Here is a 21,459-nt window from a genome sequence, read left to right on the forward strand (position 1 = left end):
AATGTGGCAATTCAGCTTCCTAGAAATCGACTTCGGTGTCGTAGTAGCAGCACTTCAAGAGCTTCTCCATTTCTTCCTGGGTCGGCTGCCTTGGGTTGCTTCCAGTGCAGGCGTCGGCAATCGCGTTCTTGGCGATTTCAGGGAGCCGCTCAAGGAAGACGTCCTCAGGGACGAAGCCCTTCTTGCACGGATAGCTGTCGGAGCCGTATGTTCCGATTGAGTGCGGAATCTTGAGGTCGTCGTTCATGCCGCGGAGATATTTGATGAGTGCGGAGATTTTCTCTTTCTCAGTCGAGCCGCCCAAGCCCATGAAGTCGGCGATGACCGCGTATCTTTTCGCGGCTGTCGGGTCCTTCGCGTTGAAAGCTATGACTTTCGGAAGGTACATCGCGTTCGCGGCTCCGTGGATGATGTGCGCGTGAAGGCCGCCAACGTCCTCGAAAGCCGCTCCGGTCTTGTGCGCCATCGAGTGGACAATTCCGAGAAGAGCGTTCGAGAACGCCATTCCGGCCAGGCACTGTGCGTCGTGCATCCTGTCGCGCGCGCCCATGTCGCCGTTGTAGGATTTCACTAAATCCGCCTGAATCATCTTGATTGAGTGCAGCGCGAGCGGGTCTGTATAGTTGCAGTTCGCTGTTGAGACATAAGCCTCTATTGCGTGCGTGATTGCGTCCATTCCGGTGTGGGCGACGAGCTTCTGCGGCATCGTCTCGGCGAGTTCCGGGTCAACAATCGCCACGTCCGGCGTGATTTCAAAGTCGGCGATTGGATATTTGATTCCCTTGTCGTAGTCGGTGATGATTGAGAACGCCGTGACTTCCGTAGCAGTACCGGAAGTTGACGAGACGGCGCAGAAGTGGGCCTTTTTGCGGAGTTCCGGGATTCCGAAAACCTTGCACATGTCCTCGAAAGTGCTGTCGGGATACTCGTATTTTATCCACATCGCCTTCGCGGCATCGATTGGTGAGCCGCCTCCGATGGCAACAATCCAGTCAGGCTGGAATTCGAGCATCTTCTTGGCTCCGTTCATCACGGTCGTCACGGACGGGTCAGGCTCGATTCCGTCGATAATCGAGACTTCCATTCCGGCTTCTTTCAGATATTTCTCGGCCTTGTCGAGGAATCCGAACTTCTTCATCGAGCCGCCGCCCACGCAGATGACGGCCTTCTTTCCCTTGAGGTTTTTGAGAGCCTCAAGCGCGCCCTTTCCGTGATACAAGTCGCGGGGCAATGTAAATCTTTGCAAAATAGTACCTCCTTTTTTTAACTATTAAGACAGAGAATAGGATAAGTCCGATTTTTAAATATTGCAAATTTTTATTTCCGGCAGTTTGTAAAATTCGGTTATATCGAAATCGTAAATACCGCTATAATTCACGTATCAAAAATAAAGGAGTCAAAAATGAACGGACAGGCAAAGCTCCTCGTCAAATTCATGAGCGGGGCGGACAACCGCTACATAATCCCCGTCTACCAGCGCAACTACGATTGGACGCAAAAACAGTGCAAGCAGCTTTTCGACGACCTCGTGCAGGTTTCGCAGACGGAGCGGAAAAGGCACTTTTTCGGGAGCATCGTTTCGACGCCGGCGTCTGGCGGAAGCGGCTCTGATTTTCTCATCATCGACGGGCAGCAGCGGCTTACGACTGTTTCGATTCTCCTCGTGGCGGTTTCGAATCTTATCTCGGCGGGAAAAGTTGCCTGCTCCGACCCGATGCTCGTGCGCTACATCCGCGAGAATTTCATAGTTGACGTGTACGCCTCGGACGAGCGGAAGCTTCGGCTCAAGCCGATAAAGGACGACTGCCGCGCGTTCGACAAGCTCGTTGACGGCGACGAGGAGGAATTCGAGCGCGACTCGCACGTGACGCAGAACTACGACTATTTCTGCACGCGCATCCTGGCCGGCGAAATCACCCCGGAAAAACTCGTTGACGCGATAAAGCGGCTTGAAATAATCGACATCTTCGTCGAGCAGGACGAGAATCCGCAGCTCATATTCGAGAGCCTGAATTCGACGGGGCTTGATTTGACGGAGGCGGACAAAATCCGGAATTTCATGCTGATGGGGCTGGACGCCGAGACGCAGAACGAATACTACGAGAAATACTGGAACAAAATCGAGCGTTTCACCGACTATCATGTGAGCGATTTCCTGCGCCATTATCTGACGCTCAAGCAGAAGCGCATTCCGAATATAAACGCGGTCTATTTCACGTTCAAGGAATTCGTCCGTAAGCAGGGGCTTTCGCCTGATTCGTACGGCTCGCTCCTTTCCGAAATGCTGTTCTACGCGCGGATTTACGGAAGAATCTCTTTTGTCGGCGATTTTGAATGGGCAGTCTCGCGGAAAATAACTGCGACGCTGCGACGCCTTTCGCTTATCGATGTTTCCGTCAGCTATCCGTTCCTGCTCGCGCTTTTCAGCGCAATGGAGAAGGGCGAGATTTCCGAAAGCGAGGTGGAAAAGTCGCTCGAATGCGTTGAGTCGTTCGTCTTCCGCAGGATACTGTGCGCGCTTCCGACGAACGCTCTGAACAAGATTTTCTGCACGCTCGATTCCGATATAAGGCGCCTCAACAAAAACGGCTTCCCGTATTCGTCCGTTCTTGTTTATGTGCTCGAAAGCAAGAGCGGTTCCGCCGATTTCCCGTCGGACAAGGATTTTGCGCTTGCGATACGCGAGAAGAATGTCTACAAGATGCAGAAAAAGAACAAGCAGTATCTTTTTGACCGCCTGGAAAACAAGGATTCCGTTGAGCGCGTCAACATCGTGGAGCTGATGGACAGCGACGACGAGAAAAACAGGCTTACGGTTGAGCATGTCATGCCGCAGACGCTTTCCGCCGACTGGAAGCGCGACTTGGGCGAAAACTGGAAAACGATTTTCGAGACGCGCCTTCATACGCTGCCGAATCTGACTTTGACGGGCTACAATTCAAAACTCAGCAACGAGCGTTTCTTGAAAAAGAAGGAAATCGAGCACGGATTCCGCGACAGCGGGCTGAACATCAACAAGATTTTCCTGAAGTTCGAAAAATGGACGGAAGCGGAGATGAACGAGCGCACAAACGCGCTTGTTTCGGAGATGACGGCGCTTTGGCCGTATCCCAAGACCGACTTCGTTCCGCCTGCCGATTCGCTTGACGAGGTTACGCTCGAAAGCGCCGACGACCTGACGGGGCGGAAGCTCGTTTCGTTCCAGTACGCCGCCGAGCCGATGCAGAAGACGAGCCAATGGGTGGATATGTACACGTCCGTCGCGAAAATGATTTTCTATGAGGATTACGCGCCGATGATTGCGATAGCTTCCAGCAAGAAAATGGCCGAGATTGCGTTCAACAAGGACGGCGATTCTTCATGGTTCGGCCTGGGGCAGGGAATTTTCCTTTATAAGGCGAACAGTACCGTTGCAAAACTGCGCGTCCTTGAAAAAATCTTCGACGCATACGGCAAAGACAAGTCCGAACTTGTCCTGAGCCTTCAGCCCGAAAAGCCCGCGGAATCGTGAATTAAGAATAAGGCTTTTGAAAAAGCTTTGTCTGAAAACGGTTGATTTGGATTTTTTCATGCCGAACGGAATTTCCGCGAAATCCGTTCGGCTTGCATATGGTTAGAAGCGGATTTGTTCGCGGCGGGCGGCTCCTTTTCAAGTGAATTCCGCCGGTGCCGGACAAATCCGCCCGTTTTTATCGGTCAAGCCTGTTCCCAGTCGCGCTCGAAATCGGCTTTCTTTTCTATAAAGAAATCGCCTTTTGGGCCGCGCACGATGTAGTCGCCCGCATTCGCCGCGGAAATCTTCTCGCGCGACTTCACTTTCAGAACCGGGTCGAGCGCGCCGTCTCCGGTAACGTCCGCAAAGTCGAACATCGCGAACTGACCCGCAAACGCCTTCACTTCCGCCTGATTTTTTCCGGTCCACTGAACCGCCTCTACGGTTTCCTTCCGCCTGAATTTCATGTTCCCTTCCTTTTGTTTGCATTTTTTTGGGGAACGGATTCCCGATGACGGAAAAGCGTTCCCCAAAATCGCGCTGCTATCTCGTGAGTTTTCTGTAGACCGTCTTGTGGGGAACGTCGTCGTCGATTCCGAGGACGTTCTTCTTCCATTCGACGTACTCGCTCCAGTTGCCCTCGAAGAAGTTCACGTCGCTGTTGTTCTCGAACGCGAGAATGTGCGTGCAGATGCGGTCGAGGAAGTAGCGGTCGTGGCTGATGACCATGACGACTCCCGCAAATGTCGAAATCGCCTCCTCAAGGCTTCTCGTCGTCGTGATGTCCAAATCGTTCGTCGGCTCGTCCAAAAGAAGCACGTTTCCCGCCTCCTTGAACATCATTCCCATGTTGAGCCTGTTCTTCTCTCCGCCGGAAAGAACGCTTATCTTCTTGTTCTGCTCCGGACCGTTGAAATTGAACCACGAGCAGTAGGCGTGCGCGTTGATTTCGCGGACGGCTCCGTTGACGGGGCGTCCCTTTTCGTCAACAGCGCCGAGCTTGACCAAATCCGAGCCGCCAGAGAGCATCTCGTAGACAGTCTTGTTCGGGTCGAGCTTGCTTCTCATCTGGTCGACGTAGACGAGCTTCACCGTTCCGCCGACTTTCAGCTCGCCCGAGTCCGGCTTCTCCTCGCCCTGCGTTCCGTCGTGCATCTCGACTTTCTGTCCCGCCGCCGTCGCAATCATCTTGAAGAGCGTCGTCTTTCCCGCGCCGTTCGGCCCGACGATTCCGACAACCGCGCCCGCGGGAATGTGGAAGTCGAGGTTCTCGAAAAGCACCCTGTCGTCGAACGATTTCGTCAGTTTTTCCGCGTCGATGACGAGCGAGCCGAGACGCGGACCTGCCGGAATGGAAATCTGCGAGTCTTTGAGCGTCACTCGCTTCGATTCCTCGGCAAGAAGCGCCTCGTACTTGGTGATGTGCTCCTTGTGCTTCGCCTGGCGTCCCTTCGCGCCCGCGTGAATCCACTCAAGCTCCTCCTGCATCTCGCGCCGTCTGACGGAAGCCTGCTTTTCCTCAAGCGCGAGGCGCTTTTCCTTTGCCTCAAGCCACTCGGAGTAGTTCCCCTTGAACGGGTATCCCTCGCCCCTGTCCATTTCGAGAATCCAGCCGGCGACGTTGTCGAGGAAGTAGCGGTCGTGCGTTATTGCGATGATTGTTCCCGGATAATCCTTCAGGTGACGCTCAAGCCACGCGACGGTCTCCGCGTCCAGGTGGTTCGTCGGCTCGTCGAGGAGGAGAATGTCCGGTTTCTGGAGGAGAAGGCGGCACAGCGCGACGCGCCTCCGTTCTCCGCCGGAAAGGACGTCCACAATCTGGTCGGCGGGCGGGCAGCGGAGCGCGTCCATCGCAAGCTCCAGATTCGCGTCGAGGTTCCATGCGTCAGCCGCGTCGAGCTTCTCCTGAATTTCCGCCTGCCGCGCGCAAAGTTTGTCGAAATCAGCGTCGGGGTCTCCGAACGCCTCGTTCACCTTGTCGAATTCCGCGAGCAAATCGGTTATCGGCTTCACGCCCTCGCGGACGATTTCCATGACGGTCTTTCCCGGCTCAAGGTACGGCTCCTGCTCAAGATAGCCCATCGTGTATCCGGGAAGGAGCTTCGTCTCGCCGGTGTAGTCCGTGTCCTTTCCCGCAAAAATCTTGAAGAGCGATGATTTACCCGCGCCGTTTTCGCCGATAACGCCGATTTTCGCCCCGTAGTAATATGAAATCGAGATGTCCTTGAGGACGACCTTCGTCCCGTAAGCCCTCGAAACCCTGTCCATCGTGTAGATGATTTTCTTGTCGTCGAATGTCTTTGCCATGCGGAAAGTATATCGGAAAATCGCGCGAATGCTAATCGACCGGCATTGACGCGATTTTGTGCAATTGCGTTTGCGATTCGTTTACAAATGGGGATGAACAATTTATAGTAAAACTGTTCGGAGATTTCGGTTTCGGAGTTGTTCAGCGGAATTGTGAATCAAGTGGCTTGCGAACTTATCCTATAATTTGGCACATCGTTTACGGCAATCCTCGCGTTTTTCGGCGCTCCATTCTTTTTCGCGTTCCAGCTGAAATCGGGAATATACGGGCGTGCGCGGAAGTTCCTTTTTTCGGCCATGCCCAATCAGTTCAGGCGGAGTTTTTATGGGAAGAAAACATGTCATTTCTTCGGGCGCGCGTTTGCTTTTCTACTTCGGATTGTCCGTAATCATGGCGTTTGTCGTGCTCATCTTTATTATATTCAGAGCTTTTGAGAGCGATTTTGTCTACATGACGAACAATGAGCTTATGAACGTCAGCACGGGAATCCAGAACACATTCTCGTATTGGTGCGACGTCCTGAAGGGAAGCGCCTCTGTCGTTGCCGGCCATCCGAGCGTCATAAAAGCGGTTTCGGGCAGGGACGGAACGGGAATGAGCGAATTCCTTTCCGATACGGTCGAGCGGCTCGGGATTGACGCGTTTGCGCTTACCGATTCGAATGGAATCGTCATTTCGGAACGGGGGACGCAGTTCAGGAAATACTCCGATTTGTCGGAGCTTGTTTCCGTAAAATATGCGCTTGACGGAAAGACGACGCTCAATTACGGAAAATTCGGGGATTTCATTTTTGCGGAGATTTACGCGTCGCCCGTTGTCCTCGACGGGAACATAATCGGAACTGTCGTTTTCGTCTATTCGCTTTCCGGAAAGAAATTCCTTGACATCGTGAAATCGTTCGGCGTCGAATGCACGATTTTCAGCGGGGACACGCGCGTCGCCTCGTCGCTCGCGAACGTCGTCGGAACAACCATCTCCAATCCGCTCATCGAGGAGAAAGTCCTGCAGAACGGCGAGGTTTTCAACGGCCGCGTCGATGTGCGCGGGATAAAATATTATTCGGTTTATTCGCCGATTTGCAATTCCGACAAATCGGTCGTCGGGATGCTTTTTGTGGCGCGCAAGATGAAGACCGTCCAAAGCCTCAACATACGGATGCTCCAGTTCATAATCCCGTTCTGCATCATAATCGCCGTCGTCCTCATCTCGATGCTGATGCGGCTTTCCGCGCTCGACAGGCGCGCGCTCAGGCAGAAGGCGGAGGTTCTGGGGCGGCAGGTGAACTGGGATACGCTGACTGGGGCGAACACGCGGAAATTCGGCACGGATGCGCTTGAGGAAAGTTTCCTCGATTTCCGCCGGGGATTTCCGAGTCCCGCGATAATGATGCTCGACATCGACAACTTCAAGTACGTCAACGACAATTTCGGGCACGAAGCCGGTGACGAGGTTCTCCGGAAAATCGTGGAGACCGTCTACGCGAACTGCCGCTCAAGCGACAGGCTCATCCGGTGGGGCGGCGACGAATTCGTAGGGATTTTTGACGGAATGAAACGCGAGATATGCGTCACGTTCTCGGAAAAAGTCCTGCGCTCCGTTTCCGCGCTTGAATTCAATTTTGACGGAAGAATCCACCACGTCACCGTTTCCATCGGTTTCGCGTATTTCTCGCCCGACGACGCGGGCTACGAGGATGCGCTTTCCCGCGCCGATTCCGCGCTCTACCGCTCAAAAACGAGCGGAAAGAACACGGCGTGTTTCGGCATCTGACCTCCGTCCGCTATATCTTGAGGCGGAAAACTTTTGAGCCGCGTTTTGGGTTCCAGATTTTGCGCCTCGCTTCGGGCAGGGATTCGATTGTGTCGGCGACAAATCCGAGCCGCTCGAACCAGTCCGCCGTCTGCGTCGTAAGGATGAAGACGCTTTGTATGCTCACCGTTTTTGCCTTCTCGATAAGATAAGAAATCATCTTCGGGCCGATTCCGATATGCGCGCACGTCTCGTCGACCGCGACGCCCGCGATTTCCGCCTGCTCCCTTCCGTACATGTGGAGCGCGGCGCATGCCCGTACCGCTCCGTCAAGCTCGTAGACGATGTAGTCGTTGTACGTCGATTCGAGCATTTCCTCGGAGCGGGGAAGAAGGATTTTCTTGATGACGAACGGGCGTATGAGCGAAAGGACGGCGGGAATGTCCTCGCGCCGCATCGCGCGGAATTTGCCGTAGTTCGACGCGTAAATCATCGTTCCCGAGCCGAGGTCGCTGAAAATCTCGCACGGAAGCGTTCCTTCGATTGAGCCGTTGAGAATGTGGACGCGCGTGACGCCTGATTTTACGGCGTTTTTCGCGAGCTTCACCATCGAGATGACGCCGTCAAAATACGATGTGTCCTTCCCGATTTTCGATTTGTCCGCCTTTTTGTTCAGCGAGAGGAACGAATCGAGCTCGTCCAAATCCATCGCGGGGACGCATCCTTCAGGCGACAGCCCGATTTCCTCCGGGACCGAAAAGAATTTTCCGGAAATCTCCGCATCGGGAAGCAGATAGAAAAGCTTGTCCGCCTTGAGGAGAACAGCAATCTGCGCGGCAAGCTGGACAGACGAGATGTTGTAGGGCTTTCCGTTGAGGCTCCAGCCGATGCACGGAAAAATCGGGATGAACCCGTTGTCAAGGACAGTCGCGAGCGTTCCGTCGTCTATTTTGTCGATTTCGCCCGCAGAACCGTAATCGACTCCCGAAAGGACGCCCTTGCCGCGCGCCCGAACCCAGTTTCCGATGACTGCCGTCAAATGCTCGCCCGCGAGGCTCGTCATCACGGAATTCGCGGCGTCGAACGCAGCCGTTTTTATGAGCGGCATCGCCTCGGGCGGCGTTATCCGCGAGCCGTTTTTGACCGTCCAGCCGATTCCGTTCTGCCTGAGCGCGTGGTCAATCATCCGTCGCGCGCCGGGAACGATTATCACGCGTAGCCCCGCCTCGTGGATGAGGGAGATGTCGCGGATGTGGTTAGAAAAAAGCTGCGAGTCGATTATCCTGTCGTCGATGTGGATTACGACTGCTGCATTCTTGAATTTCTTTATGTACCTGATTACGTCGCGGATTCGCTCCGCCTTTTCCTGAATCGGATTCTTTGAGATTTCGGTCTGTTCCATGCGAAGATTCTACCACAGCGCGCGGATTGTCGCTCAGCTGCGGTTCTCTTTTGAGAAGACGCAGCCGCAATAATCCTGCCGCCAAAGCCCGAATTCGTCGGAAAGCTGCGTCGAGCGCAGGAATCCGCCTTTTTTCTTGAAGTCGCTCGGAAGGAATTTCGTTTTTGAGGATGGCGATTCCGATTCAAGGTCTCGCCCGATTTTGTTGATTTTCTCGGAATCCTTGTGCGGGCTTATCGAAAGCGTCGTCGTGAAGAAATCGAACCCGTTTTCTGACGCGAAGCCGAACGATTTCCGCATCCTGAATTCGTAGCATCGCCGGCACCGCTCTCCTTTTTCCGGCTCTGTTTTCAGCTCCGGCTCCGCCCGAACGTTCGTCGCGCTGAAATAGTCCTCGGGGTTGTATGAATCGACGACGAGTTTCACGCCGTTTTTCACGGAATCGGGAAAAACCGCGATGAATTTCCTCAGCTCGTCGAGCCGCCGCTCGTATTCGGCTTGCGGATGTATGTTCGGGTTGTAATAGTAAATCGTGATGTCGAAGGTGCGCGCGAGCCGCTCTATGACCGCCGACGAGCAGGGACCGCAGCACGCGTGGAGAAGAAGCGTCGGTTTTTTTCCGTCATTCGGAAGGTTCGCTATGACGTCCTCCATCTCAAGCTGGTAATTTCGTTTCATGATGATACTGTAGCGCAAAACGAACAAAGGCGCACGGTTGTTCCGTACGCCCTTGTTGCTGCTCAAAAAACGCGCCAATCAGTTTTCGCTTTTCCAGAAATCAAGCTCCGATTCGTCAAGCGCGATGTTCTTGGCGAGGAAGACGGGAGTTTCGCTGCTGCCTTTCTTTTTGAGTTCCTTGCGCTGCTTCGTGTAATCGTTGAGCGCGTCGATTGCGACTTTTCCGAGAATTACGCAGACGGGGAGGTTGATGAACGTCATTCCGCCCATGAGAATGTCGGCGACAGCCCACGCCGCGTCCATCGGGATGACCGCACCGACGAAGACGATTGCGGCGCAGAGCGCGTGGAAAATCCGCATGAACACTTTTGACGGCTCCCTTTTCTTGTTCAGATAAATCAGCGCGTTGTCAACGTAATAGAGGTTTCCGATAAGCGTGGTGAACGCGAAGAGAACCATCGCGACCGTTATGTACACGGCGCCCGCCGAGCCGAAAACGGTGGAAATCGCGTTCTGGACGTACGGCGCGCCGGAAACTGCCTCGCTGCGCTCGACTCCGCTCGCAAGGCACATGAGAGCCGTCGCGGTGCAGAGAATGAGCGTGTCGATGTAGACCGAAAGCATCTGCACGAGTCCCTGGCTTACCGGATGCGAAACTTTCGCGCTTGCCGATGCGTTCGGTGCGGAGCCGACGCCCGCCTCGTTCGAGTAAAGCCCGCGCTTGATTCCGTAGACGAGGCATGAGCCTGCAACGCCCGACGCAATCGAGCGGAAGTTGAACGCGTCGCTGAAAATCATCGCGAACATCGCAGGAACCGTTTTTATGTGGAACGCGATTATAACGAGCGATACGAGAACGTACGAGATTCCCATCACAGGAACGATGACGCCGGTGAATTTGACGATTCTCTTTCCGCCGCCAAGAACGCAGTAGCCTACGAGAATCGCGAGGAAAATGCCGATTACTAACGGAGTCGTGCCCTTGTCATAGAAAGAATACGCCTCGAATGTCGACTGGAGATTGTAGGAAGCGAGCATGTTGAATCCGACCGCATACGTCACAATCAGGAACACGCAGAAGACGACGGAAAGCCACGGCGCATGGAGCGCTTTCTCGATGTAGTATGCGGGACCTCCGAAGCACGAGCCGTCCTTGCTCTTCCTTTTGTAGATTTGCGCGAGCGTGCTTTCCACAAATGCCGATGAAGTCGCGATAATGCACATGACCCACATCCAGAATACGGCTCCCGCGCCTCCAAGGCAAATCGCCGTCGAAACGCCCACGATATTTCCCGTTCCGACCCTTGATGCCGTCGAGACGAGCATTGCCTGCAGCGACGAGACGTGGTTCTTGTCGTCCGGTTTCTCGCGTATTACGTTCAGCGCCTCCCCAAAAAGGCGAATCTGCACGCCCTTCGTCCGCAGCGTGAAATACAAACCTGCCACCGCCATCACGATGATAAGAACGGGGTAATACATTACGCTGTCGATGTTGTTCAGAACTTCCACAATGTTGTTCACTTTTGACTCCTTCGTTTTTCATGTTTTTATGAGCGATTTTATCATTTTGAGGCGGTATTTGTCTGAACTGCTGCTCTGAAATGCGCATGTGCAGAAAATTTTTTGTTGAATTCTGCATACTATTTTATGTAAAATCTTGCACAGGAGGTTCGTATGGTAACATTTGCCCGTAATGAAATAGTTTCAAGCACCCAGTTTGTTCGCGGATTTGCAGGATTCTTGCAGAGAATGACAAAATCCATCGACGAAAAAATCGCCGTCGTAAAAAACAATCAGATGCAGGCGGTGCTGATTCCGATTGACGAATACGAGCGGCTGAAATCACTGGAAGAACGTACCGAGCAGAAAGAGATTTTCGAGACTGTCCAAGAGCGCAAAAACACTCCTGTTTCCGAATACATCTCCTATGACGATGCAATGAAAAAGGCGGGGCTGTAAGTGGAATACGAGATAAAATTTCACCCTTTGGCTTTGCAGGAGTTCTGCGAACTTGACGGGAGCATCAAAAACTCGTCAAAAAGCAGCTCGATAAGCTGAAAACATCGCCATTGCTCGGGGAAGATTAGGAAACAAGAACGGCTATGATTTGTCTGGCTACAGGAAAATGTACGCCTGCAAAAAACAAATCCGAATTGTTTATTCTGTCGTGGAAAATGTTCTGTTCGTAAATATTATTGCAATCGGCAAACGCGAGGATATGGAAGTTTACAAGACGGCTTCCGAGCGGGTGTGAAAGGTTTTGTCATTTTGAGGCGGAGACGTATAAATTCACGTATAGGTGATTAAAAATTCTGGTGGTGTTACAAAAGGTATGCTAATAAGGCGGCTGAGCGTAGTCGAAGCCCGCTCAGCATGACGGTTTCTGAACGGGTGTGAAAGCCTAGATTTTCATAAAGCGTCCGCTTTTGTTGAGAAGAGAGTAAAGATATGTCAAATCTTTGTTCATTCCGTTGCCACGGTTCGGACTCGGCATCCTGAAATCTGACGAAATGTCCTTGTATAGCAAGTCGCTTTCGTCAACGGCTTTGTTCATCAAAAAGAGGATTTTCATGATTTTCGCCTCGCTCTTCGTGAAATCACGCTGGACGCGCTTTTTGCCGATGAACGGCGATTTTGCGCACAAACTCAGCTCGTGGAAAAACTGCGTCAGAATCCGCTGAGCAGTCGATTTTTGCTTTTACTTTTTTCATGGATTAAATTTACCACGCACCTTTTGCTTTTTTAGTTCTCTTTGTTGTTGACCTTCGTTTTGCCAATTTAAACAAAACATGAGGGGTACAGTTTACTCTATATTCATTTTTTCCATAAAGAACTTCTTTTTCGCTATTAGTCGCTAGAAAAAAATTTACTCCATTTCTTTTTTCAAAAGATAACGAGCAGTCCTCTTCTGAATCAAACTGAATTTTTATTTCATCATCGCTTATACTCAGTAATTTTCCTTTTGTATCTGGTGTAATAATAATTGTATCTCTAAGAGAACTTCTGCTTACGACTACTTTTCCATTTTCATTGGTAATTTTGGATTCAGATTCAGATTTTGTCATTTCTAACTCACGATCAATAAAGAAATATGCAGTCATTAATACATCTTCTCCAAGCTCCTCGATATCGTATACAGCAAAAGCTCTCTTCGATTTTTTTTCTTTCTCTTTCAGGAACTTGCGAATCAAAAATACAACAACCACAATCACAGCAATTATAACGGCAATGCTTGATATGACAAAAAGAAGCCTGAAGTTACCCCATAGAGAAATACAAAAAGGAATTCCAATGACACCAAAAGAAAAATGCGGAATACTAAACGTACCGATACCAAGAATAATAAAATATATTGCAAGAAGTGTTATTGATATGCGAAATAATATTTCAAAATTCCCCCATAGTGAAATACAAAGTAGAATGCCAATAACGCCAAAGTGTAGAAGTTGATTAACTATAATCCGTCTCTTTTCTTTATCATCGTAATCAATTTGCCTATCAGTTGATGTATCAATGATAAATCCAATAACTAGCAAACTGAGCGATATTACTGATAAAACTATTTTAACAATCATACAGCAGTCTTAGCCTCTCTTTTTCTTGTTATAAAAATATTGGTCATAGCACAAATATAAATTTTGATTAAAAATTTATACGATGTTGAATTCAATTTCGTTTTCCATTTTTTGAATTATCTGTTCTGCCTCTATTTTATCCATACACTTCCGTAAGTCGGAAAAGAACTTGTCTGCTAAAAAATGATTATCGCTTTCTCTTTCTTCAAAATCTTTGCTATCCGACTCTTTTTCAATTCCTATAAGCAAGATTTTTGAAAAATTTGTCAATGCCTCGGCAACTTGCTTGTTTTCAAAGCAGAATTTTGTCATGTTCAATTTTGAAAACGAATCATGTAAAAATTTAGAATACAGTATTTGGTATTTTCTTTTTAATCGCTGTTCCTCTCTATAACCGTCTTTTCCTTCTTCTTCATTTTGCTTAGAATTTTCTAGAAATGTATTTCGTGCAAAAATCCCATCTAGATTAGAAAAATCAGAACAGATTGTCTCTCTTAGGAAATCCTTTATATCTTCATCACTCAATTCGCAATTGCCATTTCTTTGTTCTTTCTCAATAATGTTCAGAAAGTCGCAGCATCGGTTATAAAGTCTTGTGAATAAATCGTAGATTTCATACCTTTTGTCAAAAAGTGTGATTTTACGCTCCTTTTCAATGTCTTTACTTTCGATTTTTTTAAACCTATTGGTTTGTCTGTACTGAGTTACAGCAATTGCAATCAGAACTACAATATTCGATATCGGTCCTAATAACGAGCCTATATTTTTTGAGATAAGTTCAGCAAAATTGCACATTTGAAATATTTCCTGTTGATTTTGTGGAGCGGCTTTGGTTGATTGTATTTAATCCCATTCATATTGGAGTGTTGGCGGATAGAAAATCAGTTCCTCCCAACCAAATACCGTACAGTTTTCAATATCGTCATGCACTTTGTTTGCTATGTCCTGATTAGTGAAATTTTGAATGCGGTTTTCCCATAGCAGTTTTTCGTACTTAGGCGGAAAAAGTGGCACTACTTTATATTCCTCGTTATCGAGGGTGATTTTTCTGTCTGATAGAATTAGTGAGCCATCTTTTTTGCAAAGTAAATATTCAGCATCCTCCCCATGTTCAAATGTTTTGAAATATAATGTGCAAGATTTTCTTGCTGTTTCAAATAGAATCTCTACCATGCCGTTATTAGCGGCCATCAATTTTCCTTTTGTGTCGCTGCCAATGACAATCATGTTTTCAAGTGATTTTAAATCCACGCTTAAAGCAGGTTTCGAGCTATCGTATTTTATAAAACCTAAACTGCCGCTGATAAAAAAATTGGCGGAGTATAGCAAATCTAGGGGTATAGATTCCATCGTTTCTGAGGTGAGAACTCCCAAATCAAGCACTTTGGCTTTTATGGCTTTTATTTTCGCAACAGAAATTTTGTTGATGATATACGCAACGATAATACCGACAATGGAGATTGCCAATAAGATAATTGAAATGATGAAAAGTACTCTGAAGTTCCCCCATAATGCAATGTCCAGAGGAATGCATGCTACTCCAGGAAATATTCCTAACTCAAAAAAGAAAGGTACATCAATTTTTCCATCATTCGGCGCTGCAATACTAATAAGAATCAGTGCTATTGCTATTACTGCTACAATAATTTTAACGAACAACATTTCAGTCTCCAAGCGTTTAGTTTTCCAGCGTGTCTTCTAGTCTTTCAGCAAACTCTCTGCATTTTCTGGATAATTCTCTTAGAAAATCTACTGCCTCGCTTGCATTGCTGTTGTCGTTTAGAACGTACTGTGTAAACTTGGAAAAATCATTTTCCGCAAGATAGTCAGTGATTTCTTGAGTTTCGTGAAAAAACTTCGATGTTTTTCCGTTTTTCTTTCCCATAATCAAAGCCTCCTGTATCATCTTATAAGACGTCAAAATGATTAAATCTAATCATCAATTCGCCATTATATAATCTGAAAAGACTGTCCGCAAGAAGAATTTCGTCTTTTTAGATTATCCTTTTTTCATGGGATTCAAGGAAAATTTGAAAGAGGAAATGATTTTTCAGGACATAAAGCCGAAAGAACTTTCAGAGAAAACTGGAATAAGCGTGAATACTCTCAGAAACTACATAAACAACCACGACGCTTTGCCGAACATAGATTCCGCGGTGAAAATAGCGAAAGCGTTGAATGTGACTGTGGAAGAGCTTGTCGAAGGACGCAAATGCAAAAACATTGACTGCGGATGCGGGAAAAAACTTCTTTCGATATATGCAGACCTCTGCGAGAACGATAAAAAATCTGTGATGGCGTTATTGGAGGAAATGAAAAGGCACGTCAATTAGGCATTTCTCAACAACGCTCAAAAAAAAAGCCCCGCGCCAATCGCAGAGCTTTCCATTGTTCCATTTACTTTCGGTCGCAAGACCTCCATTCGGCGGCCTGCTGTCAAGGAATGTGGTTGTTAATGAGGTTTCGTTCCGATGAGCGAAGCCTCATTTTTTTTTGCAGTTCCTTTCAGGCTCTCAGCTGCCGGGCCGCTTCGACAAGGTTTTCAAGCGCTTTTTCCGTTTCCTTGTTTCCGCGGGTTTTCAGGCCGCAGTCGGGATTCACCCACAACTTTTTCTTCGAGACTTTGAGGAGCATTTTTTCGAGCGCGGTTTTGATTTCCTCCACGGACGGGACGCGCGCCGAGTGGATGTCGTACACGCCGGGACCGACTTCCGTCCTGAAATGTGCGTCTTTGAGCGCGTCAAGAATCTTCAAGTCGGCGCGGCTCGCCTCGAACGTGATGACGTCCGCGTCCATATCGTCGATTTCGCGGATGATGTCGTTGAACTCGCTGTAGCACATGTGCGTGTGAATCTGCGTCTCAGCCTTCACCTTCGCGTGGACGAGGCGGAATGCGGGAATCGCCCAGTCGAGGTATTCCTTGTGCCAGTCGGCTTTTCTGAGCGGAAGCTTTTCTCGCAGCGCCGCCTCGTCAATCTGGATGATTTTGATTCCGTTCTTCTCCAAATCGAGGACTTCATCGCGGATTGCGAGCGCAATCTGCTGCGCCTGCTCCTTCAGGCTGATGTCGTCGCGCGGAAAAGACCAGTTCAGAATCGTCACGGGGCCGGTGAGCATTCCCTTCACGATTTTTTTCGTCTGCTCCTGCGCGAAAACCGACCATTCGACCGTCATCTGCCCTTTCCGGCTCACGTCGCTCCAAATAATCGGCGGCTTGACGCACCGTGTTCCGTAGCTTTGAACCCATGCGTTCTGCGTGAAAATGTATCCGTAAAGCTGGCTTCCGAAATACTCGACCATGTCGTTCCGCTCGAATTCCCCGTGGACGAGGACGTCGAGCCCGATTCTTTCCTGCAGTTTTATGCACTCGGCGATTTTTTCTCGGTTGAACGCGACGTACTGCTCCTTCGTGATTGTCCCTTTTTTGTACGCGGCGCGGTTCGCGCGGACGTCCGCCGTCTGCGGAAAAGAGCCGATTGTCGTCGTGGGAAAGAGCGGAAGGCTGAAGACGCCGCGCTGGATTTTTTCCCGCTCGGAAAAATCAGGCTTCCGGACAAAATCGTCTTCCGTCAGTTCGGAAAGCGCTTTCTGCACGCTCATGTTTTTGAACACACGCTCGCTTTCAAAAAGCTTTTTGTTTTCGGAAAGCGCCTTCTCGTCGCCCGAAGAAAGTTCCGCCAGCTCGGAAAGCTTTTCCTCCGCGAACGCGAAATGCTTCTTGATGTCGCCGCTGATTTTTTCCTCCGCCTGCGTCGTGTACGGAACGTGGAGCAGCGAGCACGATGTCGAAAGCACGATGTTTTCTTCCGGAACAAAATTCTTGATTTGCGAGAGAAGCGTATTTTTCTTTGCGTAATCGCTTCTCCAGATGTTCTTCCCGTTCACGATTCCAGCAAAAAGAAGTGCATCGTTCGGGAAGCCGGATTCCAAAAGCGAAAGCGATTCCTTGCCCTCGACAAAATCAAGCCCGATTGCGTCGAATCCGAGCGCGCAGATTTCCTTGTACACGTCGCGCACGTCGCCGAAATACGTCTGGAGCGCGATTTTGATTTTCGTCTTCGCGCGGATTTTTTGAATCAGGCTTTTATATATAGAAAGAAAAAGCGCTTTTTGCGAATCCGAGATGTCGAGGACGAGGGCGGGTTCCGAAAAACGTATCCATTCCGCCCCCGCTTTTGAAAGGGATTCGGCAAGCGAGGAAAGCGCGTCGGCACATCCGGCGGCAAAATCCTCCGCGGCCTTTTTTCCGGTAAAAGTCGCGAGGCGCAGGAACGTGTACGCGCCGATGATGTCGGGAACCGTCTGGATTCCGAGAGACCGTGCCTCGCTGAATTCGGAAAGCACCTTGTTGTTCTGCGAAAGCGAAATCTTCGTGTCGTCGGAAATCTCCGGCACAATGTAATGGTAGTTCGTGTTGAACCATTTTTTCATCGGAAGCGCCTTCACGTCGCCCGCCGCGCCTTGATATCCATGGGAAGCCGCAAAAAATGTTTCGAGCGGGGAAAGAGAAAGGGACGCATACCGTTCGGGAACGGCGCCCAAAAGAAAAGCCGTGTCGAGCATGTTGTCGTAAAAAGAAAAATCATTCGACGGAATAAACGAAATGCCGCATTCCGCCTGTTTTTTCCAGCCGTAAGAGCGGAGCTCCTTTGCCGTTTTTTCAAGTTCCTCCGCCGTTATTTCCCCTTTGAAGAATTTCTCCGCCGCAAATTTCAGCTCGCGGTTTTTTCCGATTCGCGGAAACCCAATAACCGATGTTCTTGTCGCCATAAAATCCGATTCCTTTTCTGTTTGATTTTTTGAAGTATACGTTTTTGCGCCGACAGCGAAAAATACTATTTTCAATCAGTTGACGATAGAATTTGACTATGGAGAAAAATTGGCGAAAGTAGATTTTTTGAATGAGTTAAAGTATATTTTTTTTCATGGCTATTGCACATCCATTCGTAAAATGGGTTGGTGGAAAAACTCAGCTTTTGGAAAAAATCCGAGAAAAATATCCCTCAAAAATTGAAAAGTATTGCGAACCGTTCGTCGGCGGTGGAGCTGTGCTTTTTGATGTTTTGAGCAAATTTCAGCCCAAAGAAATATTGATAAACGATATAAACAAAGAGCTCATAAACACCTATTCCCAAGTAAAAAGCAATTGCGAGAAACTGATAACCGTGCTTTCAGACTTGCAGGAGCGGTACAAAAAACAGACTTTGGAACAGAACAGGCTTTTCTTTTATGAGAAGCGCGAACGATTCAATGCGATAAAAGTAGAACTGAACGAAACTGAAAACATAGAAAAAGCGGCATTGTTCATTTTCTTGAACAAGACATGCTTCAACGGACTTTACCGCGTAAATACAAAAGGTCTTTTCAACGTTCCGTTCAACAGCGCGAAAAATCCGCTTTTGTGCGATGTGGACAATCTGCGTGAGTGCTCGAAAATATTGAAAAACGTAGAAATGAAAGCCGGAAGCTACACACAGTGCAAAGACTTTATCGGTAAAAATACGTTCGTTTACATAGACCCGCCTTACAGACCGTTGTCGGAAACTTCGTCTTTCACGTCATATTCTGTAAACGGTTTTTCGGACAAAGAGCAGATTGAGCTGAAGGATTTTATTGAAGAGATTTCAAAAAAAGGCGCGTTTGTCCTAGCAAGCAATTCCGACCCGAAAAATGCAGACTCGAACGATGAATTTTTTGACATGTTGTACTCAAACTTTGAAATAAAAAGGGTTTTCGCATCGCGAATGGTAAATTCAAATGCAAAAAAGCGCGGCGCAATCAGCGAGCTTCTGATCAGCAATCTGGCAACAGTGTTTTGAGGAGAAAATTATGAAACGCGATTTCACAAAGTGGCTTTCGACTTTTCGTGACAGCATAGCGACTTATTCTTATTATGTAGATTTTGGGAAAGTTTACGGGAATGTCGAAAGCATAAAAATCGAACTTAATATCTTGAATTCATTGATTGGCTCGAAGAATATCAAATCTGATTTTGAAAAAATCCTCAAAAAATACCCGGAAACATTGAAGTGCATTCCGATTTTGCTCGCGGTGAGAAATCCCGAAATCGCCGTTTCCGATGAAAACGGAAGCTGCCTTTTCGATTTTGCGACGCAGACTCACACAATCGAAAGATATTCTGAGTTCATGGAAAAATCCGGTTTGTTCGATTTGCTCCAAAAACATCTGATTGCGAATCTTCTTGATTATGTGACAGGAATCGAAACGGGGCTTGATTCAAATGGCCGCAAAAACAGGGGCGGGCATCTGATGGAGGATTTGGTCGAAAGCTACATAAAAAAAGCGGGTTTTGAAAAAGACAAAACGTATTTCAAGGAAATGTACATTCACGAAATCTCAAAAAAATGGAATATCGATTTGTCGGCAATATCAAATCAGGGAAAAATGGAAAAGCGATTTGATTATGTCGTAAAAACCGAAAAGCAGATTTATGTGATTGAAACGAACTTTTACGGAAGCGGCGGCTCAAAACTCAACGAGACATCTCGAAGCTACAAAACGCTTTCAGGCGAAATCGACACGATTGACGGCGTGACTTTTGTGTGGTTCACGGACGGAAACGGCTGGAGAAGCGCACGCCACAATCTTGAAGAAACATTTGACGTGATGGAACACATCTACTGCATAAAGGACATGGAAGACGGAATTATGAGCGTGATTTTCAGGTAGGGGAAAACGTATGTCAAAAAACTTGTTCAATCATAACGTGCATTTGATTCCGCTGAACATTTCAAACTCAACGCAAGATACGTTTCGAATGGAGCTTATGAATATTCCGTATTTGCTTTATGAAGTTGAAGTTTTGTCGACCGGCGAGAAAATTGTAATCAACAAACCCGGCGGAAAACGGAATTTTGGGCGGCTCGCTAAAAATGACTTCATGGTGTTCATTTATTCTCCAACTGACGAAGGCTTGTGGCTTATTTCGCATGATGAAATCAAGGATGATTTGCGATGCAAATATCAGCAGAACAAAACTGAAACGGAAAAAATTATTTACGGCTTGTTGGATGTCTGCAATGGAATGGAGCCGGAAGCGGTTATTAAAAACAGGCAGTTGGTGAATATCGGCGGTTTGGAAACTGAAAAAATATTAAAAGTGTATAAATGGATTTGGGGACAAGAGGATTGTAATTATCCGAACGGAGAGGGGAGATGGCTTTCTATGAACGGAATTCTCGCTGAATTCAATTTGAAAAATTAATATTCCCCTATGACCCTCCAGCAATTGAAATATGCCGTCGCGGTGGCGGATTGCCGAAACATAACGGAAGCATCTCGAAAAGTGTTCGTGTCGCAGCCGAGCCTGACGGCGGCAATCCGCGAGCTTGAGGCAGAGATGGGCATCGTGATTTTCTCGCGCTCCAACAAGGGCGTTACGGTGACGAACGAGGGCGACGAATTTTTATCGTACGCGCGGCAGGTTCTGGAGCAGGCGGCCCTTCTCGAGGACAGGTTCAAGGGGGGCGGGGGAGGGAATTCGATTTTTTCCGTGAGCTGCCAGCATTATTCGTTCGCGGTGAACGCGTTCGTCGATGTGATAAAGAAATTCGGCGGCGCGGAATACGATTTTACGCTCCGCGAGACGCAGACGCACGAAATCATCGAGGATGTGGCGCATCTGAAAAGCGAAATCGGTGTGCTGTACATGTCGAAAAGGAACGGGGACGTCATCTCGAAGCTCATCAAAAAGAACAATTTGCAGTTCGAGCCGCTTTTTTCGGCGCCGCTCCACGTTTTCATCTCCAAAAAAAATCCGCTCGCGTCAAAAAACGAGATTTCGCTTTCCGACCTCGCGCCGTTTCCGTACCTGACGTACGAGCAGGGCGATTTCAACTCGTTCTATTTTGCCGAGGAGCCGCTCACGGAAATCGATTTCGAGTGCACGAAGAACATAAAAGTGCGCGACAGGGCGACGCTTTTCAACCTGCTCATCGGGCTTGACGGCTACACGATTTGCTCGGGCATCATAAGCCACGAGCTGAACGGAAAAGAAATCATCGCCCGCCCGCTTTCCGTGAATGACAGCATGACGGTCGGAATCCTCACGCGGAAAAATATCGCGTTGTCGCGCTATGCGGAATTCTACATCGAATCAATCAGAAAGCACACGGGAAACGAGATTCATTGAAATAATGGACGAATCCGGATTCGGAACCTAAAATAGAAGCGATGCCGGAATGCGATTCCGTGCGGGCGGTCCGGCATGACGAATTTTTATGCGTTTTTGGGG

At 48.7% G+C, this 21,459-nt stretch carries 20 protein-coding genes; 8 read left to right on the forward strand and 12 right to left on the reverse strand.

Annotated elements, in window-relative coordinates; genetic code table 11:
• Positions 1-19: 19 nt before the first annotated feature.
• Positions 20-1,246, reverse strand: a complete 1,227-nt coding sequence (locus tag TRESADRAFT_RS14330) for an iron-containing alcohol dehydrogenase (protein ID WP_002706627.1) — start codon at positions 1,244-1,246, stop codon at positions 20-22.
• Positions 1,247-1,402: 156 nt separating this feature from the next.
• Here TRESADRAFT_RS14330 and TRESADRAFT_RS14335 point away from each other — a divergent pair, with 156 nt between their 5' ends.
• Complete coding sequence (locus TRESADRAFT_RS14335; protein ID WP_002706629.1) at positions 1,403-3,511, forward strand: DUF262 domain-containing protein; 2,109 nt, start codon at positions 1,403-1,405, stop codon at positions 3,509-3,511.
• 185 nt (positions 3,512-3,696) lie between these two features.
• On the opposite strand, the gene TRESADRAFT_RS14340 is transcribed toward TRESADRAFT_RS14335, so the two are convergent.
• Positions 3,697-3,960 (reverse strand): hypothetical protein, encoded by a 264-nt coding sequence (locus tag TRESADRAFT_RS14340; protein ID WP_002706631.1) that lies wholly within the window; start codon positions 3,958-3,960, stop codon positions 3,697-3,699.
• Positions 3,961-4,036: 76 nt separating this feature from the next.
• Complete coding sequence (gene ettA, locus TRESADRAFT_RS14345) at positions 4,037-5,800, reverse strand: energy-dependent translational throttle protein EttA (protein WP_002706633.1); 1,764 nt, start codon at positions 5,798-5,800, stop codon at positions 4,037-4,039.
• A gap of 325 nt (positions 5,801-6,125) precedes the next feature.
• Here ettA and TRESADRAFT_RS15475 point away from each other — a divergent pair, with 325 nt between their 5' ends.
• The gene (locus TRESADRAFT_RS15475) at positions 6,126-7,571 is read left to right on the forward strand and encodes a diguanylate cyclase (RefSeq protein ID WP_002706635.1); all 1,446 of its coding nucleotides are present in this window, start codon (positions 6,126-6,128) and stop codon (positions 7,569-7,571) included.
• A gap of 10 nt (positions 7,572-7,581) precedes the next feature.
• Here TRESADRAFT_RS15475 and argA read toward each other — a convergent pair whose 3' ends face one another.
• The 3 genes from argA to TRESADRAFT_RS14365 form a co-directional block, all read right to left on the reverse strand.
• On the reverse strand, positions 7,582-8,952 hold the full coding sequence (gene argA / locus TRESADRAFT_RS14355) for an amino-acid N-acetyltransferase (RefSeq protein WP_002706637.1): 1,371 nt from the start codon (positions 8,950-8,952) through the stop codon (positions 7,582-7,584).
• Positions 8,953-8,985: 33 nt separating this feature from the next.
• Entirely contained in the window at positions 8,986-9,630 is a 645-nt protein-coding gene (locus TRESADRAFT_RS14360) for an epoxyqueuosine reductase QueH (RefSeq protein ID WP_002706638.1), read from the reverse strand.
• A 78-nt stretch (positions 9,631-9,708) separates the two neighbouring features.
• Positions 9,709-11,151: an alanine/glycine:cation symporter family protein gene (locus TRESADRAFT_RS14365; RefSeq protein WP_002706639.1), complete on the reverse strand. Its 1,443-nt coding sequence runs from the start codon at positions 11,149-11,151 to the stop codon at positions 9,709-9,711.
• A 153-nt stretch (positions 11,152-11,304) separates the two neighbouring features.
• On the opposite strand from TRESADRAFT_RS14365, the gene TRESADRAFT_RS14370 reads away from it, so the two are divergent.
• Entirely contained in the window at positions 11,305-11,589 is a 285-nt protein-coding gene (locus TRESADRAFT_RS14370) for a hypothetical protein (RefSeq protein ID WP_002706640.1), read from the forward strand.
• Positions 11,590-12,031: 442 nt separating this feature from the next.
• Here TRESADRAFT_RS14370 and TRESADRAFT_RS14375 read toward each other — a convergent pair whose 3' ends face one another.
• The 5 genes from TRESADRAFT_RS14375 to TRESADRAFT_RS14395 form a co-directional block, all read right to left on the reverse strand.
• A complete protein-coding gene (locus TRESADRAFT_RS14375; RefSeq protein WP_040843318.1) occupies positions 12,032-12,274 on the reverse strand; it encodes a hypothetical protein in 243 nt (80 codons plus the stop codon).
• 76 nt (positions 12,275-12,350) lie between these two features.
• Positions 12,351-13,205: a hypothetical protein gene (locus tag TRESADRAFT_RS14380; protein ID WP_002706642.1), complete on the reverse strand. Its 855-nt coding sequence runs from the start codon at positions 13,203-13,205 to the stop codon at positions 12,351-12,353.
• Between the two features lie 75 nt (positions 13,206-13,280).
• A complete protein-coding gene (locus tag TRESADRAFT_RS14385; protein ID WP_002706644.1) occupies positions 13,281-14,000 on the reverse strand; it encodes a hypothetical protein in 720 nt (239 codons plus the stop codon).
• A 48-nt stretch (positions 14,001-14,048) separates the two neighbouring features.
• Complete coding sequence (locus TRESADRAFT_RS14390; protein WP_002706645.1) at positions 14,049-14,867, reverse strand: hypothetical protein; 819 nt, start codon at positions 14,865-14,867, stop codon at positions 14,049-14,051.
• Positions 14,868-14,883: 16 nt separating this feature from the next.
• Positions 14,884-15,090, reverse strand: a complete 207-nt coding sequence (locus TRESADRAFT_RS14395) for a hypothetical protein (protein ID WP_002706648.1) — start codon at positions 15,088-15,090, stop codon at positions 14,884-14,886.
• 127 nt (positions 15,091-15,217) lie between these two features.
• Here TRESADRAFT_RS14395 and TRESADRAFT_RS14400 point away from each other — a divergent pair, with 127 nt between their 5' ends.
• Positions 15,218-15,538 (forward strand): helix-turn-helix domain-containing protein, encoded by a 321-nt coding sequence (locus TRESADRAFT_RS14400; protein ID WP_002706650.1) that lies wholly within the window; start codon positions 15,218-15,220, stop codon positions 15,536-15,538.
• A 172-nt stretch (positions 15,539-15,710) separates the two neighbouring features.
• On the opposite strand, the gene metE is transcribed toward TRESADRAFT_RS14400, so the two are convergent.
• Positions 15,711-17,975: a 5-methyltetrahydropteroyltriglutamate--homocysteine S-methyltransferase gene (metE, locus tag TRESADRAFT_RS14405; protein WP_002706653.1), complete on the reverse strand. Its 2,265-nt coding sequence runs from the start codon at positions 17,973-17,975 to the stop codon at positions 15,711-15,713.
• Between the two features lie 155 nt (positions 17,976-18,130).
• Between metE and TRESADRAFT_RS14410 the strand changes: the two genes are divergently transcribed.
• Genes TRESADRAFT_RS14410 through TRESADRAFT_RS14425 form a run of 4 tightly spaced genes read left to right on the forward strand, consistent with a single transcriptional unit; the run spans position 18,131 to position 21,357 of the window.
• Complete coding sequence (locus TRESADRAFT_RS14410) at positions 18,131-19,024, forward strand: DNA adenine methylase (protein ID WP_002706664.1); 894 nt, start codon at positions 18,131-18,133, stop codon at positions 19,022-19,024.
• A 10-nt stretch (positions 19,025-19,034) separates the two neighbouring features.
• On the forward strand, positions 19,035-19,895 hold the full coding sequence (locus TRESADRAFT_RS14415; protein ID WP_002706665.1) for a type II restriction endonuclease: 861 nt from the start codon (positions 19,035-19,037) through the stop codon (positions 19,893-19,895).
• Positions 19,896-19,905: 10 nt separating this feature from the next.
• The gene (locus TRESADRAFT_RS14420; protein ID WP_002706668.1) at positions 19,906-20,430 is read left to right on the forward strand and encodes a hypothetical protein; all 525 of its coding nucleotides are present in this window, start codon (positions 19,906-19,908) and stop codon (positions 20,428-20,430) included.
• 9 nt (positions 20,431-20,439) lie between these two features.
• On the forward strand, positions 20,440-21,357 hold the full coding sequence (locus tag TRESADRAFT_RS14425) for a LysR family transcriptional regulator (RefSeq protein WP_002706670.1): 918 nt from the start codon (positions 20,440-20,442) through the stop codon (positions 21,355-21,357).
• Positions 21,358-21,459 lie beyond the last annotated feature (102 nt).

It is taken from the genome of Treponema saccharophilum DSM 2985 (genome assembly GCF_000255555.1).
Taxonomy (GTDB): domain Bacteria; phylum Spirochaetota; class Spirochaetia; order Treponematales; family Treponemataceae; genus Treponema_D; species Treponema_D saccharophilum.

Bases quoted from the DNA above. Each gene is read 5' to 3' on its own strand.
- TRESADRAFT_RS14335 (WP_002706629.1), top strand. From the start codon at position 1,403: ATGAACGGACAGGCAAAGCTCCTCGTCAAATTCATGAGCGGGGCGGAC.
- TRESADRAFT_RS14340 (WP_002706631.1), bottom strand. From the start codon at position 3,960: ATGAAATTCAGGCGGAAGGAAACCGTAGAGGCGGTTCAGTGGACCGGA.
- ettA (WP_002706633.1), bottom strand. From the start codon at position 5,800: ATGGCAAAGACATTCGACGACAAGAAAATCATCTACACGATGGACAGG.
- TRESADRAFT_RS15475 (WP_002706635.1), top strand. From the start codon at position 6,126: ATGGGAAGAAAACATGTCATTTCTTCGGGCGCGCGTTTGCTTTTCTAC.
- argA (WP_002706637.1), bottom strand. From the start codon at position 8,952: ATGGAACAGACCGAAATCTCAAAGAATCCGATTCAGGAAAAGGCGGAG.
- TRESADRAFT_RS14360 (WP_002706638.1), bottom strand. From the start codon at position 9,630: ATGAAACGAAATTACCAGCTTGAGATGGAGGACGTCATAGCGAACCTT.
- TRESADRAFT_RS14370 (WP_002706640.1), top strand. From the start codon at position 11,305: ATGGTAACATTTGCCCGTAATGAAATAGTTTCAAGCACCCAGTTTGTT.
- TRESADRAFT_RS14380 (WP_002706642.1), bottom strand. From the start codon at position 13,205: ATGATTGTTAAAATAGTTTTATCAGTAATATCGCTCAGTTTGCTAGTT.
- TRESADRAFT_RS14385 (WP_002706644.1), bottom strand. From the start codon at position 14,000: ATGTGCAATTTTGCTGAACTTATCTCAAAAAATATAGGCTCGTTATTA.
- TRESADRAFT_RS14390 (WP_002706645.1), bottom strand. From the start codon at position 14,867: ATGTTGTTCGTTAAAATTATTGTAGCAGTAATAGCAATAGCACTGATT.
- TRESADRAFT_RS14395 (WP_002706648.1), bottom strand. From the start codon at position 15,090: ATGGGAAAGAAAAACGGAAAAACATCGAAGTTTTTTCACGAAACTCAA.
- TRESADRAFT_RS14400 (WP_002706650.1), top strand. From the start codon at position 15,218: ATGGGATTCAAGGAAAATTTGAAAGAGGAAATGATTTTTCAGGACATA.
- metE (WP_002706653.1), bottom strand. From the start codon at position 17,975: ATGGCGACAAGAACATCGGTTATTGGGTTTCCGCGAATCGGAAAAAAC.
- TRESADRAFT_RS14410 (WP_002706664.1), top strand. From the start codon at position 18,131: ATGGCTATTGCACATCCATTCGTAAAATGGGTTGGTGGAAAAACTCAG.
- TRESADRAFT_RS14415 (WP_002706665.1), top strand. From the start codon at position 19,035: ATGAAACGCGATTTCACAAAGTGGCTTTCGACTTTTCGTGACAGCATA.
- TRESADRAFT_RS14420 (WP_002706668.1), top strand. From the start codon at position 19,906: ATGTCAAAAAACTTGTTCAATCATAACGTGCATTTGATTCCGCTGAAC.
- TRESADRAFT_RS14425 (WP_002706670.1), top strand. From the start codon at position 20,440: ATGACCCTCCAGCAATTGAAATATGCCGTCGCGGTGGCGGATTGCCGA.